Below are 14,345 nucleotides of genomic sequence, written 5' to 3' on the forward strand. Positions count from 1 at the left end.
CACATCCATGTGCGTCGCCCCTGCGGGGTTTGCCCGCTGGTGGCGCCGCTGCGGATGAGGGGGCAAAGCGGGAGCAGCAACAGCAACAGCAACAGCAACAACAGCAACAGCAACAGCAACAGCAACAGCAACAGCAACAGCAACAGCAACAGCGGCAGTTTTAGTGGTAGCTGCGGCGAAACAAGCAGCAAGACTTTGAAGCACAACGCGGCGTGGGCCGCTGGACTGGACAAGACGATGACCTCGCAATCCTGGATCGCTCAACCTGGCTCGGCGCTGCATGGCGGGCTGGCCATCCCTGGTGACAAGTCGGTCTCGCACCGGGCGGTGATGTTCGCCGCGCTGGCCGACGGCACCTCGCGCGTGGAAGGCTTCCTGGAAGGCGAGGACACGCGCGCGACGGCGGCGATCTTCGAACGCCTGGGCGTGCGCATCGAGACGCCGTCGCCGTCCACGCGCATCGTGCACGGCGTGGGCGTGGATGGACTACAGGCGCCGACCGCCGAGCTGGACTGCGGCAATGCCGGCACCGGCATGCGCCTGCTTGCCGGCCTGCTGGCCGCGCAGCCCTTCGACAGCGTGCTCATCGGCGATGAGTCGCTGTCCAGGGCGGCCGATGCGCCGCGTCACCGCTCCGCTGGCGCAGATGGGCGCCAGCATCGAGACGCGCGAGGACGGCACGCCGCCGCTGCGCATCCACGGTGGCCAGGCGCTGCACGGGATCGACTACGCCTCGCCGGTGGCCAGCGCGCAGATCAAGTCCTGCCTGCTGCTGGCCGGCCTGTACGCCGACGGCGACACCACCGTGCGCGAGCCGCATCCCACGCGCGACTACACCGAACGCATGCTCTCGGCCTTCGGCGTGGACATCGACTTCTCGCCGGGCTACGCGCGCCTGCGCGGCGGCCAGCGCCTGCGTGCGACCGATATCGCGGTGCCGGCCGACTTTTCCTCGGCGGCGTTCTTCCTGGTCGCGGCCAGCATCATCCCAGGTTCGGATGTGACGCTGAAGGCGGTGGGCCTCAATCCGCGCCGCACCGGCCTGCTCGAGGCGCTGCGCCTGATGGGCGCCGACATCGAGGTGCACGACGCGCGCGAGCACGGCGGCGAGCCGGTCGCCGACCTGCGCGTGCGCTACGCCGCGCTGAAGGGCGCGCGCATTCCAGAAAGCGTGGTGCCGGACATGATCGACGAGTTCCCGGCGCTGTTCGTGGCCGCGGCCGCCGCGCAGGGCCAGACCATCGTCAGCGGCGCGGCCGAACTGCGCGTCAAGGAATCCGATCGTCTGGCGGCCATGGCCACCGGCCTGCGCACGCTGGGCGTGCGGGTGGACGAGACGCCCGATGGCGCGACCATCCACGGCGGCCCCATCGGCGGCGGCACCATCGAGAGCCACGGCGACCATCGCATCGCCATGGCCTTCTGCATCGCCGGCCAGCTGTCGTCCGGCGAGGTGCTGGTGCGCGACATCGCCAACGTGGCGACCTCGTTCCCCGGCTTCGACACCCTGGCGGTGGGCGCGGGATTCGGGCTGACGCCTGCGCGCTGAATCCAGCGGCCGGACGAGGCGTCGAAACTGTGACGCCGTCGTCCTTCGGGAGCCCTCGGGCACATTGTCCGTGACCGGCCAGGCCTGCATGCTGGCCCCCTTGAAACAGGGGGAATGCCATGGATGCGTGCATGGGGCTGGGCTGCCAGACCTGGCCGCCGCAGGTCTGGGCGGCGTGGGTGCAGGCGCTGCTGTCGATCGCCGCGATCGTCGGCGTGCTGCTGGTGGTACGGCGCGAACAGCGCGCACGGCAGCGCGCCGAGCGCGAGGCCGAACGCCTCAAGGCGCGCAGCCTGGCCCTGCTGGCCGGCGCGGCCTGCGATGAGATCACCGCCGGCCTGACCGCCGCGCTCGGCCTGCGCGCGGTCGGCGCCGATGCCGCCCTGCTCGGCGCCTCGGGTCGCCAGGCCGCGGCGGTGCCCGAAGCGCTGCGCCAGCTGATTCCCGAGTTGCATCGCCTGGGCGAGAGTGGGGCGCTGCTGCAGGATCTGGTGCTGACCCTGCAGGGCATCGCCTCGCTGCAACGGCGGTTCGACCAGCAGGTCGAACGCGATCCTTCCGGCGCGGCCGTGCTGCTGCCGTTCGTGGCCGAGCAGTTCGAACTGGCGCTGCTGCTCAGCGAAGAGGCCGGCCTGCGCCTGGCCAACCTGTTCGAGGTCAACCCGTTGCATGCGCGCGACTTCGATGCGCCGGGCGCGCTGTCGCCCTCGCGACCGCGCATCGGCAACGACCACCGGGCGGATTTCCACCACCCGCGCTGAGGCCACGCCGCCGGCTCAGGCCGGCTGCAGGCCGGGCTTGCCGTGTTCGATCGCCAGGCGCGCGAAGCGTTCCAGCTTCGCGCCCGGCACCATGACGCGGTCCACCGTCTTCAGGTCGCCCACGCAGGCGTCGCGCTCGACGGTGCACAGCACATAGCCGCGCTTGTCGGTGGTGACCTTCAGGTGCGGGTTGTGGGCCAGCGTGTCGCGCGCCTCCTGGTCCACGCCCAGGCCATCGGAGCCGGAGGTGATGGAGGTGGCCAGGAACTCGCTGGAGATCACGCCGGATTCGGCGTTGTCCTGCACCAGATCGCTGGCGTAATGGCGGTGCGCATCGCCGCAGACGGTGACCACGTTGCGATGTCCGGCCTGGTCGATATGGCCCAGCAGCCGGCGGCGGCTGGACAGATAGCCGGACCACTGGTCGTCGGATTTCACCAGCTGGCCTTTCTTCTCGAGCGTGTAGTCGCCCAGCGCCACCTGGTGGGCGATCACCTGCCAGCGCGGCGCCGGGTCGGCCAGCCCGTCGAACAGCCAACGTTCCTGTGCCTGGCCCGTGATCGTGCGCTGCGGGGACTCGACCACGGCGCGGTCGGCCATGTCGGCCGGCTGTTTGCTGCGGTACTGCCGGGTGTCGAGGAAGTGCACGTCCAGCAGCCGGCCCCAGCGCGCGCGCCGGTACAGCTGCAGGTGCCCGTCGCGCGGGAACGCGCTGCGGCGCAGCGGCATGTTCTCGTAATAGGCCTGGAAACCCTGCGCACGCCGCAGCAGGAACAGCTCGCTCGGCGTGCCGTCCTGGTCGTCGACACTGGCCCAGTTGTTGTCGATCTCGTGATCGTCGAAGGTCACGAACCACGGCGCCGCCGCATGCGCGGCCTGCAGATCCTGATCGGTCTTGTACTGCGCATAGCGGCGGCGGTAATCGTCCAGCGTGTAGAGCTCGGGACCGACGTGGTTGCGCAGGTTGGTGAAGGGCCGGCCGTTGACCTTGCGGCTGGCGGTGGTATTGGTCGCGCCTTCGTAGATGTAGTCGCCGTAGTGGAAGACGAAGTCCAGCGGCTCGTCGGCGATGTGGCGCCAGGCGGTGTAGTGGCCTTCCTCGTACTGCTGGCAGCCGGCCACGGCGAAGCGCACGCGCGCAAGATCCGCGTCGGCCGCCGGCAGCGTGGCGGTGCGGCCGACCGCGCTGGTGTAGCCGGCGATGTTGAAGCGGTACCAGTAGGGCCGCGCCGGCGCGAGGCCTTCCAGCTCGACGTGCACCGCATGCCCCAGTTCGGGATGCGCCAGCGTCGTTCCGCTGCGCAGGATCCTGCGGAAGCCCTCGTCCTCGGCCAGCTCCCAGCCCACCACCATCGGCCGGGTCGGCATGCCGCCGCCGTATTCCAGCGGCGCGGTCGCCAGGCGCGTCCACAGCACCATGCCATCGGGGGCCGGGTCGCCCGAGGCCACGCCCACGGTGAAGGGCGTGGTGTCGAACTTCGGCGACTTGAGCAGGTTGCGCAGGCTCAGGCCGGCGGCGTCCTGCTCGGCGGCCAGCACCGAGGCGGTGCCCATCCAGGCGCCGAGCGCCGACAGGCCGGAGAGCTGAAGAAAGCGGCGACGATCGATACCCGGCATGTTGGCCTCACTGATAGATGATGTGGAAGTAGAAGAAGCGCCCGTAGTCGTCGATCTCGGTGCGGTACCTGCCGCCCGGGCCCATGCTGTAGGTGGGCTGGGTATTGAAGAGGTTCTTGGCCTCGTACTTGAACGAGACGTGCTTGGAGACCCGGTGGCTGAAGCCCAGGTTGAAGGTCATGTAGGGGTCGTAATACGAATCGAGCCAGGTCGTATCGCCGAAGTCCACCAGCATCTTGGAGCGGTAGTTGCCCGACACGCGCAGCTGCGCGTTGTGCCAGGGCATGCGCCAGATCGCCGAGCCGTTGAGCGACCAGTCCGGCTGGTAGAGCAGGCGGTCCAGCGCACGCGGCTGGCCATCGCTGGTGACGTATTCGGTCTTGCCGAACAGCCTCGTCGCGTTGAAGTACAGGTCTAAGCGCTGATCGCCCCAGCGCAGTGAGCGGTTGGCGAGCGCCAGTTCGGCGCCGTGCAGCGTCGACTCGTCGGTGTTCATCGGCTGGGTCACCTTGTAGGTGACATCGTCGAGGACCTGGTAGGTGGTCAGGGTGTAGATGTCGTCCTTGATCGTCTTGTCGAACAGCGCCAGCGAGACGATGCCGTTGTTGCCGTTGAAGTACAGGTCCCAGGCCAGGTCCAGATTGGTCGACTTGCGAGGATGCAGCTGGGGATTGCCGCGCCTGATCGTGCAGTAGCCGCCGCCGTCCTCGTCCTCGGCGCAGCTGGTGCTGCTGGCCTGGGCGACATTGCCCGGCGTGGGCCGGCCCAGGGTCTGGCTGACCGAGAAGCGCAGACGCTGGCGCTCGCCGAGCTTGAACAGCGCGTTCAACGACGGCAGCAGGTTGCTGTAGCCGCCCTTGGATTTCCTGAAATCGGCCGTGTACGTGGTGCCGCCGTCATCGCTGTACGGGCTGAAGGCATCGAACCGCGTGTGGTCGTAACGCAGGCCGCCGAGCAGCAGCGCCCGGTCCCAGGCGTACTGGGCCGAGACGTAGGCATCGGCAATGTCCTCGACGTACTTGTAGTCGCTGCTGAAGTCGGCGTTGCGATAGGCCTTGTCGTTATTGGCCAGCCTGGGCACCAGGCCATCGGTGAGCTTGGCGTTGTCGATCAACGGAAAGCCCGGCACCGTGCCCACCAGCGTCGCGCCGGGATAGAGGTAGGCGTTGAGCGTGTCCTTGGTGGTGTAGTAGGTGAAGTCCACGTCCTGCCAGATGTTCAGGTGCCGATACTCGGCACCGCTGGCCAGGCCGAAGCCGCGCGCCTCATCGCCGGTGTTGTGGGTGAAGTCCAGCCGCACGTGCTCGATGCGCTCCTGCGCATCGCGCGGCGAGACGTAGGCCTGAGCCGGGTTGAGCTTGTAGGCCGAGCCGAGCAGCAGCCGCGGGTCGGACACGGCGATCGCGTTCGGGAATCCGTGGTCGTCGTTGGCATAGTCCACGAACAGCCCGGTCGGATAGGCGCGCACGCCCCAGTACACCTGGGTGTTGTCGAAGGTCTCCTGCGTGTGTCCGGCGCGCAGGCTCAGGCGCGAGGCCTCGTCGATGTCCCAGTCGAAGCTGGCGATCGCGCCGAAGTTGGCGCGGTCCCAGCGGTCGTGCCGGTTCTTGATGTAAATGCTGTTGATCTGCGTGGTGCCGCCGTCGGCGGTCTGGTCCTGGATGTCGAACTTGGCGTTCGAATACAGGTCGGTCTTGTTCATGGTGGAGTTTTCGTAGAACCGGTAGCCATACATCAGCAGCGAGGCGAGGTAGGGCGCATCGACCGGTCGCCACTCCAGCTTGAGCGAGCCGCCGAAGTTGGTGATGTAGTTGGTATAGGTGCCGGTGCTGAAGTTGCCGGGCGCGCGCAGGCCGTTCCAACCCGGCAGCGTGTCCGGCCCGGTGCTGCCGTCGGTCAGGTAATTGCCGGCCGCATCGAAGAAGTAGTTGCTCTCCACCCAGCGCTTGACGCTGTTGCGCGAGCGCTGCTGGTAGCGGCCGACCGCCACGATGCCGAACTGATCGTCCGCGCCGAAGGTGTCGGAGAACACCAGCTTGGCGCTCTTGCCGTAATGCCCGAGCGTCTTGTGGTTGCCGCCGGCGCTGCGCTGGACATCGGTCGAGGCGGTGGAATAGATGCCGGCCGCGTCGGCGAAGACATAGCGCCCGGCGCGGTCGAACGCGCTGCGGCTGACGATGTCGATGATGCCGCCGATCGCATCGGGCGCCTGCTGCGCGCCGAAGGTCTTGTAGATGTCCGTGCGCGTGCCGATGTCGCTGGGGATCAGCTGCAGATTGTTCATGCGCTCGCCCGAGCCGCTGTTGCCGACGCTGGCGATGGCGATGCCGTCCAGGCTGGTGAAGTTGAGATTGGGCTGGATGCCGCGGATGGTGACGAAGCGCGGCTCGCCGGCGTCCTCCACCGCGCTGATGCCGGGCGCGGCCATCAGGCTCTCGGCCAGGGTCTCGTCGCCATAGCTGTCCATCTCGTCGTAGATCACCGAATCCTTGACCACCGCCGCGCGCTTCTTCTGCTCGATCACCTCGTGCGCGGCGATGGCCTTGACCGTCTCCAGTGTGTTGGGACCCTTTTCGGCTCCGGCGGCGACAGCGGCTCCAGCGTCGGCATCGGTGGGATTGCTGCTGGCAGCTGCTGCCGCGGCAGTGTCATCAGGCCTGCGAGTGATGTCGGCAGGTGGGACGGGCGATCGATCCACCGCCAGCGCGGCCGACGAAGCGCCCACGGCGGTGCAGACCAGACAGGCGCCCAGGGCGCGACGGCGTCGCGCCTTCGGGCAGGCAGGAGCGGCATCAGGCATCGAAGGCGGTCCAGGTGTGCAAAGCCCGACAGCGTGCGTAACGCCTATTGCGCCTTCGTGACCACGACCACGCGCAGTCCGTCAGCGGCGACATGCGTCACAGTCGAGCTGCCGCGCTCGATCCGTCGATCCCCAACCCGGCGCGTCGCATCGCCGCATGCAGACCATCAGGTCGGAGGTGCTGCGCGGCAGTGGGCGGAGCATCCCCGTGCAGCCGACAGCGCGTTAGCGAAACCACACAAGGTGGATATCCAAGCGTGGAGATGAAATGCGCGGGCGGCGCATCACACGGACCTATGCGCGCAAAGCGTTAGCCCACGATGAGCCGTGCCGCTGGCGAATCACGCGCGATATACAAGTGCCCACCTAGTTTCAGATTCATGTCAGGTGCCAACACTTCCCACGCGACGGCGTTGCATGTCGCGTCCTTTGACACTTCCGGATCGGACTGGCTCGCCTCGCGCGTGCGGCGCCAGATCCGCGAGACGCCCGACCTGCCCAGGCCGGGTGGCGGCGAAACGCTGGAGCGTTGGCGTGCGCTTGCCCGGTTCGGCGCCGAGAGCCTGCCGCTGGTCAAGGTGCTGGAAGCGCACTACGACGCGCTGGCGATCCTCGCCGAAGCCGGCGAACCGCGCCCGCCTGCGGACACCCTCTGGGCGGTCTGGGCCGCCGGCGGCCCGACCGAAACCGTCCGCTATGACGCGCACGCCGGCCGCGTCAGCGGGATCAAGCCCTGGTGCAGCGGCCCGCAGGGCTTGATCAGCCACGCGCTGGTGACCGTCGCCCAAGACGATCGCCGCCCATTGGCTGCCATCACCTTGGCGCCGGGCACGTTCCGCCTCGATGCCAGTCAGTGGTCGGGCCCGGGCATGGTCGGCGTTCCCACCGGTGAGGGACACTTCTCCGCAGCTGCCGCCCGCCTGGTAAGCACGCCGGAGTTCTATCTGGAACGACCCGGCTTCTGGCACGGCGGTGCGGGCATCGCGGCCTGTTGGTTCGGCGCGGCGAGCGCGATCGCCGAGCGCGTGCGCCGCTCGCCCGGCGCGTCGAAGAATCCGTTCTGCGCCGCTCACCTCGGCGCGATCGATGCGCAGCTGACCGCCGCGCAGCTGATGCTCCGCCAGCTCGCGCGTGACATCGACCGCCAGCCACAGGACAGCCACCGGTATGCGGTCACCCGGGTGCGCTGCTTCGTGGACCGGGTCTGCCGCGATGTCATGGAGCGCGCGGCGCTGGCGCTGGGACCGGCCTCGCTGTGCAGCGATGCCGAGCACGCCCAGCGCTGCGCGGATCTGCAGGCCTTCATCCGGCAATGTCACGGACAGCGCGACGAGCAGTGGCTCGGGGAGGCGTTGCACCAGGCGGAGGGCGCATGGACGCTCTGAGCACGGTGCAGATCGCGGGGCAGGGGCTCAGCGAACGACACTGGGCGAGCTCACCCGCACTGGCAGCGCTCGCATCCATCACGCCTGAAGAACTCTTCCAGGGCGCCGAGCGTCTTGTCGTGGTCGCACCGCATCCGGACGACGAGGTCCTGGGTTGCGGCGGCGCCATGGCCCTGGCACTCAGCAGCGGCATGGAGGTCCTAGTGGTCTCTGTGACCGATGGCGAGGCGGCCTATCCTAGCGAGCCGGCGTGGCGCCCCGAGCGCCTGTCGCAGGTACGTCAGCGTGAGCTGGTCGAGGCCTTGGGCAGGTTGGATGTCGCGCCGACGAGTGTCGTCCGGATGAACGTCGGCGATGGCAAGATCGGTGCCAGCGTGTCGCAGGTCGCCGACCGGCTCACTGATGTGCTTTCACCCAGCGACCTGGTGCTGGTCACCTACGCGCACGACGGGCACCCGGACCACGAGGCCTGCGCGCAGGCCGCGGTCCAGGCGTGCGCTGCGCGCGGCGCGCGACTCGTGCAGTACCCGGTCTGGGCCTGGCACTGGGACGGCCCGGCGCCCAGCGTCTTCCTGCGTCGTGCCGTGCGGATGCCGCTTCCTGCCAACGTCCTGCAGGCCAAGTGCCACGCCATCGAAGCCTTCGCATCGCAGATCGGCGCGGTCAGCCCGCCGGTCGCGGATCCCATCCTGCCGGACTGGGCCTTGGCCCGGTTCCAGCGCCCCTTCGAGGTCTTCATCCCATGAGTGCCCAGGCACGCGCGCACTATTTCGACACCCTCTATCAGCATCTGGATCCGTTCGGCTACCGGACCCGCTGGTACGAGGCCCGCAAGCGCGAGATCCTCATGGCGACGCTGCCGCGGGCCCGCTTCGCGCGCGGCTGGGAGCTGGGCTGCTCGAACGGCGAGACGACCCACTGCCTGGCGCAGCGTTGCGAACAGCTGCTGGCCACCGACATGGCGGCCGAGGCGGTCGAGCAGGCCAGGCAGCGCGTCGCCGACTGCGCCCACGTGGAGGTCATCCAGGCCTGCCATCCGCGTGATTGCCCGCGCGGCAGCTTCGATCTCATCGTCGTGAGCGAGGTCGGCTACTACCTGCAGCCGGAAGAGCTGAAGGATCTGGTCGAACAGACCCAGGACGCGCTCACCCCCGATGGCCTGCTGGTGGCCTGTCACTGGCGGCACCCGTTCGAGGAAGCCTGCCAGGACGGGGCGCAGGTGCATCGCTGCATCGGCCAGCTGCTGTCCCTGCCGCTGGCCTATCGCTACGAGGACAGCGACTTCCTGCTCGAAGCCTGGGCGGGCCGGCCGCTGTCCGTGGCCCAGCAGGAAGGATTGCGGTGATCGCGGTCCTGATCCCCGCGCATAACGAGGCCGAGGTGATCGGCCGTTGCCTGGCGTCGGTTTGCCATGCGGCGAACCACCCGGAACTCGACGAAGCGGTCATCGTGGTCGTGGCATCGGATCGATGCACGGACGCGACGGCCGACATCGCGGCGTCCTTCGGCGCCTGCGTGATTCAGGTGCCCATGCCCGGCGGCGTCGGGCTGGCGCGCGCCACGGCCGCCGAGCGCGCCATCGCACTGGGCGCGGACTGGCTGGCCATCACCGATGCGGACTCCGAGGTGCCGAGCGACTGGCTGTTCCAGCAGCGCGCCCTGCAGACCGACGCTTTCTGCGGCGTGGTCGAAGTCAGCGACTGGCTGGACTATGCGCCCGGAACCGCCTGCGCCTTCGAGGCCTCCGAGCCGGTGGGCGTGGATCATGGCCGCATCCACGGCGCCAACATGGGCGTGAGCGTCGCCAGCTATCTGCGCTGCGGCGGATTCTCCGACGCAACCAGCAGCGAGGACGTCGCCCTGGTCAAGGCGCTGCAGGCCTTCGGCGCGCGCATTGCCTGGTCGCCGTACCCGGTCGTGCGCACCAGCGCCAGGCGCCAGGCCAAGGCGAGCGGCGGCTTCTCCCAGTTCCTGCAGCGGCTCGAGTTGTCCCTGATGCAGGCCCAGGCCAAGCCGTTGGCTCCCATGCACGGAGAGCCTGTGCCCAACGCGACCGAGGCCGAAGGGTAGCGCCGCGCTGCCACCGATTCGATTTGGCTTCTTGCAGGTGCGTGATCGAGCTTGCAGTGCCATCGCGCCGAGAGAACTGACGAGGAACGCGGAAAACTCGAGGCCTTACGTGGTGTAAGGCGAGCACTTCAGCCCGTGCCGCGCCAGCAGCGCATCGGCATGGGTCTGCCAGCCCGGCGGGCCTGAGACGTCGGCGATGACCAGACCGCCTTCGCCATCCGACGCGGCGCGGATGCCACGGGCCAGCAGCTCGATGCCCGCGCCGTCGATCTCCAGCTCGGTCAGGGCCCTGATGACCCGCATGACCAGTGAATCGTGGGTGGGTCGCCCCTGGCTGCGAAATACGAAGGCCGCCATGCGTTGCTCCTGCAGGGATTCCCGAGGCCTAAGGTCGCATCGTCCATCGCGCCAACAGCCGACAGGGCGGCCTGGCAAGATGCGAGCAGGGCAGCTGGAAAGATCGACCAGCGTGCGCGCCTTGCGTCGCATATCCTGAGACAGAGGGTCAATCAGCAGGTTCAGTTGTGCCTTCGGACGCTAGCAAGCGCCTCAACGCGCCCCCGCATGCTCATGTGCCGCGCGCACACCGAGCGGGTGCGCTTGACTGGCATGGACGAGCGCGCCCATCTCGTCGAGCTGGGCGCGTTTGATCGGGGCACGCACGCGCTTGGCGCCCTCGGCATAGCGGGGCAGGAGAGTCGGTGAGGTGCGCGCCGGCGCGAGGCCGCCCGGCGCTGTGAGCACGGCGCCAGCGAGGAGTCGCACGGCAAAGCGCGTGAGCGACTCCTCGATGGGGCGCGTCGGTGCCTCAGTTGCGTCGCGCCGCGTAGCCGCGCGGCAGTTCGGACGGCGGGCAGGCGATGACGCTTTCGTCGTGGGCGCCGCGGTTCTCGGTGAAGGTCAGCGTGGCGAACTCGTCCACCACCAGCTTCGGATAGGTCGGGCCGGCATCGCGGTAGGCGCGCATCTGGCCGAGATGTTCGTTCTGGAAGCACACGGTCTTTTCCGGCGCCTGCGCCACCCATTGCGGGAAGAAGATCACCCCGTGCAGCTTGCGCGCCTTGAGGTTGACCGAAACGCTGACGCAGGTGCCGGTGGGTTCGTCCCAGGAAATCTTGTAGACCTCGGGCGAGAGCCTGACGATGTGCGCGGCCTGGTCGCGCACCCAGCGCCCGCCGACCATGCCGCTATGGATGCGATAGTCCACGGTGCGCTCGTCCTTGACGTACAGCTCGTACTGCCAGCCGTTGTCGTAGGTGTAGATCATGTGGGTGCCGACGAAGTCGACGAGTTCTTCGGGCTTGGTGGATTCGAAGGGATCGGACATGGCGAATTCCTGAGGAGTTGAGAACACGCCATAGTCTGTGTTCGGATTATTCGAGGTTCAAACGCTGATTTCGGCGCAAAAGGATCGATTAATCCGATAGGATTCGCGCCATGACCGCCATGCCTCGTTCGACGCTCGAGCAATGGGCTGTGCTGCGCGCGATCGTGCGCGAGGGCGGCTTCGCCGCGGCCGCCGTGGCGCTCAACCGCAGCCAGTCCTCGGTGAGCTACGCCGTGGCGCGCTTGCGCGAGGCCCTCGGCGTGGACCTGCTGACGCTGGAGGGGCGCCGCGCCGTGCTCACGCCCACGGGTGAGGCGCTGCTGGCCGAAGCCACCCCGCTGATCGACGCGCTGGAGCAGGTCGAGCGTCGGGGCCGCGGCATCGCCGGCGGCGAGCCCGTGCGCGTGCGCCTGCTGGTGGATGTGCTGTTCCCGCGCGCGCGTTTGTTCGATGCCCTGGCGGCCTTCACCGCGCGCCATCCCGGCATCGACATCCATCTGGTGCAGACCGTCCGCCAGTGGCCGGATGAGGACCTGCTGGCCCGCCACGAAGTGGCCGTGCTGCCGGCGCCGGGCGACCAGATCGGGGATGCGACCATCGTCAGCGTCGAACTGCTCGCCGTCGCCGCGCCGGGCCATCCGCTCGCCAAGGCGCGCGCGCCGGGCAGGCAGCGGCTCAGGCATGTGCTGGCCGAGATCCGTGGCGCGCAGTTCGAGTCGGTGCGGCCGCCGAATCAGCGCGTCTGGCTGATGAACACCGTAGAAGGCGCGGCCGACGCCGTTCGGCGCGGCCTGTGCTTCGGCTGGCTGCCAACCGACCTGATTCACGAGGATCTGGCCACCGGCGCGCTGGTGCCGCTGACCCTGGGCGCCGGCAGCCGGCGCGCCATTCCGCTCAATCTGTGGAAAGGAAGCAGCGAGGCGGCCGCTTCGCAGGCGGTTGCCGCACTGGCCGACCTGATCCGGAACGGACCTGCGGTCTGACGGCCGCGCGCGTCGCTTTTCGATCGATGCGCATGCGGCGCGCACCTCTTGGCTGAGGCCAGACATGAAAAAACCGCCTCATGGGCGGCTTGATCAAGACCACTTGCAAATGGTCGGGGAGACAGGATTCGAACCTGCGACCTCTACGTCCCGAACGTAGCGCTCTACCAGACTGAGCTACACCCCGAAGGAGCCGCGCATTCTAGGCAAAGGCGGGCGGGTCGGCAAGAGGGGATGTGCATCGATCTGCATCGATGGGGGGTTCGCGCGTGGCGGGCGCTGCCGCGAGCCGCGCCGGCGCATAGAATATGCGGCCCCACGTTCCGCCGGAGTCACCCGCTTGATCAAGCCGCGCACGCCGCCTGGCGTCATGGAGCTGCTGCCCCGTGACCAGATCGCCTTCCAGCGCATGCTGGACACGATCCGCCGCAACTACGAGCGCTTCGGCTTCCTGCCGGTGGAGACGCCGGTGTTCGAGCTGTCCGAGGTGCTGCTGACCAAATCCGGCGGCGAGACCGAGCGACAGGTGTATTTCGCCCAGTCCACCGGCGCGCTGGCCCAGGCCAACGAGGGCCTGCCCGAGCTGGCGCTGCGCTTCGACCTGACCGTGCCGCTGGCGCGCTACGTGGCCGAGCACGAGCACGAGCTGGCCTTCCCGTTCCGGCGCTACCAGATGCAGCGCGTGTATCGCGGCGAGCGCGCCCAGCGCGGCCGGTTCCGCGAGTTCTACCAGTGCGACATCGACGTGATCGGCAAGGACGAGCTGAGCATCCGCTTCGATGCCGAGGTGCTGGCGGTGATCCACGCGGTCTTCTCCGAGCTGCAGATCGGCGCGTTCACCGTGCAGCTCAACAACCGCAAGCTGATGCGCGGCTTCTTCGAGAACCTGGGCGTGGCCGACGGCCAGGCGCAGATGCTGGTCCTGCGCGAGGTCGACAAGCTGGACAAGCGCGGCGCCGACTACGTGCGCGAGACGCTGACCGGCGAAGGCTTCGGCCTGTCGGGTGAGGTGGTCGAACAGATCCTGGCCTTCGTCGCCGTGCGCTCCACCGGCCACGACGATGCGCTGGCGCAGCTGGACCGCCTGGGGCAGGGCAGCGCGGTGTTCAACGAGGGCATCGCCGAGCTGCGCGAGGTGCTGACCCTGGTCAAGGCGCTGGGCGTGCCCGAAAGCGCGTACTGCCTGAACTTCTCCATCGCCCGCGGCCTGGACTACTACACCGGCACGGTCTACGAGACCCAGCTGGACGCCTATCCGCAGATCGGCTCGATCTGCTCGGGCGGGCGCTACGAGAACCTGGCGAGCCACTACAGCAAGTCCAAGCTGCCGGGCGTGGGCATCTCGATCGGGCTGACGCGCCTGTTCTGGCAGCTGCGCGAGGCCGGGCTGATCCAGGAAGCCGACGTCAGCAGCGTGCAGGCTCTGGTGGCGCTGATGGACGAGGCGCAGCTGCCCGATTCGCTGGACATCGCCCAGCGCCTGCGCGCCGGCGGCATCAACACCGAAGTGCAGATGGAGCCGAAGAAGCTCGGCAAGCAGTTCCAGTACGCCTCGCGCGCCGGCATACGCTTCGTCGCCCTGGCCGGCGAGGACGAACTGGCCCGCGGCGTGGTCACTGTGAAGGACCTGGTGCGCGAACTGCAGTTCGAAGTCCCGCGCGAGGAGCTGGCCACCACGCTGCGCGTGGAACTGGCGCAGGTGAGCGCGCTGGCAGGACGCTGATCGCGCACTGCGTTAGGCCAGGCCGGCGCTGGTTGCCGGCATCGGCTGAAGCTGGAACAAGAAGAGGGCGCCATCGACGCCCTTTTCCTTTAGCGAAGTGGCGCGCTCGGTGGGAGCAACCGTCTCTCAG

At 68.4% G+C, this 14,345-nt stretch carries 11 protein-coding genes, 1 tRNA gene and 1 pseudogene; 8 read left to right on the forward strand and 5 right to left on the reverse strand.

The genetic code is table 11. The features are described from left to right. Positions 1 to 237 precede the first annotated feature (237 nt). Both aroA and QE438_RS04265 read left to right on the forward strand, forming a co-directional pair. A pseudogene (aroA, locus tag QE438_RS04260) lies at positions 238 to 1,549 on the forward strand (3-phosphoshikimate 1-carboxyvinyltransferase). 119 nt (positions 1,550 to 1,668) lie between these two features. Next, positions 1,669 to 2,310, forward strand: coding sequence for a hypothetical protein (locus QE438_RS04265; RefSeq protein WP_306992321.1), 642 nt, complete (start codon positions 1,669 to 1,671; stop codon positions 2,308 to 2,310). 15 nt (positions 2,311 to 2,325) lie between these two features. Here the strand turns inward: QE438_RS04265 and QE438_RS04270 are convergent, their stop codons facing one another. Both QE438_RS04270 and QE438_RS04275 read right to left on the reverse strand, forming a co-directional pair. Continuing rightward, positions 2,326 to 3,927, reverse strand: coding sequence for an alkaline phosphatase D family protein (locus tag QE438_RS04270; RefSeq protein WP_306992318.1), 1,602 nt, complete (start codon positions 3,925 to 3,927; stop codon positions 2,326 to 2,328). A gap of 7 nt (positions 3,928 to 3,934) precedes the next feature. Further along, positions 3,935 to 6,727 carry a TonB-dependent receptor gene (locus QE438_RS04275; RefSeq protein WP_306992316.1) on the reverse strand — a complete coding sequence of 931 codons (2,793 nt, stop codon included), beginning with the start codon at positions 6,725 to 6,727 and terminating at the stop codon, positions 3,935 to 3,937. A gap of 380 nt (positions 6,728 to 7,107) precedes the next feature. Between QE438_RS04275 and QE438_RS04280 the strand changes: the two genes are divergently transcribed. From QE438_RS04280 to QE438_RS04295, 4 genes are read left to right on the forward strand one after another with little or no spacing between them, the layout of a single operon-like run. Next, positions 7,108 to 8,112 (forward strand): acyl-CoA dehydrogenase family protein, encoded by a 1,005-nt coding sequence (locus tag QE438_RS04280; RefSeq protein WP_306992314.1) that lies wholly within the window; start codon positions 7,108 to 7,110, stop codon positions 8,110 to 8,112. Continuing rightward, entirely contained in the window at positions 8,100 to 8,858 is a 759-nt protein-coding gene (locus QE438_RS04285; RefSeq protein WP_307184013.1) for a PIG-L family deacetylase, read from the forward strand. Before QE438_RS04280 ends, QE438_RS04285 begins: the two co-directional genes overlap by 13 nt. After that, positions 8,855 to 9,457, forward strand: a complete 603-nt coding sequence (locus QE438_RS04290; protein WP_306992312.1) for a class I SAM-dependent methyltransferase — start codon at positions 8,855 to 8,857, stop codon at positions 9,455 to 9,457. Before QE438_RS04285 ends, QE438_RS04290 begins: the two co-directional genes overlap by 4 nt. Beyond that, positions 9,454 to 10,182, forward strand: a complete 729-nt coding sequence (locus tag QE438_RS04295; protein WP_306992310.1) for a glycosyltransferase family 2 protein — start codon at positions 9,454 to 9,456, stop codon at positions 10,180 to 10,182. The genes QE438_RS04290 and QE438_RS04295 overlap by 4 nt, the downstream gene beginning before the upstream one ends. A gap of 105 nt (positions 10,183 to 10,287) precedes the next feature. Here the strand turns inward: QE438_RS04295 and QE438_RS04300 are convergent, their stop codons facing one another. Beyond that, positions 10,288 to 10,485, reverse strand: coding sequence for a hypothetical protein (locus tag QE438_RS04300; protein WP_130531182.1), 198 nt, complete (start codon positions 10,483 to 10,485; stop codon positions 10,288 to 10,290). A gap of 505 nt (positions 10,486 to 10,990) precedes the next feature. Then, on the reverse strand, positions 10,991 to 11,509 hold the full coding sequence (locus QE438_RS04305; protein ID WP_306992307.1) for a phenolic acid decarboxylase: 519 nt from the start codon (positions 11,507 to 11,509) through the stop codon (positions 10,991 to 10,993). 110 nt (positions 11,510 to 11,619) lie between these two features. On the opposite strand from QE438_RS04305, the gene QE438_RS04310 reads away from it, so the two are divergent. Beyond that, positions 11,620 to 12,492 (forward strand): LysR family transcriptional regulator, encoded by an 873-nt coding sequence (locus QE438_RS04310; protein WP_306992304.1) that lies wholly within the window; start codon positions 11,620 to 11,622, stop codon positions 12,490 to 12,492. 110 nt (positions 12,493 to 12,602) lie between these two features. Here QE438_RS04310 and QE438_RS04315 read toward each other — a convergent pair. Further along, positions 12,603 to 12,679, reverse strand: a tRNA-Pro gene (locus QE438_RS04315). Between the two features lie 153 nt (positions 12,680 to 12,832). Here QE438_RS04315 and hisS point away from each other — a divergent pair. Beyond that, entirely contained in the window at positions 12,833 to 14,215 is a 1,383-nt protein-coding gene (gene hisS / locus QE438_RS04320; RefSeq protein ID WP_130536161.1) for a histidine--tRNA ligase, read from the forward strand. Positions 14,216 to 14,345: the final 130 nt, after the last annotated feature.

This window comes from Pseudoxanthomonas sp. SORGH_AS_0997, from assembly GCF_031453535.1.
Classification (GTDB): domain Bacteria; phylum Pseudomonadota; class Gammaproteobacteria; order Xanthomonadales; family Xanthomonadaceae; genus Pseudoxanthomonas_A; species Pseudoxanthomonas_A winnipegensis.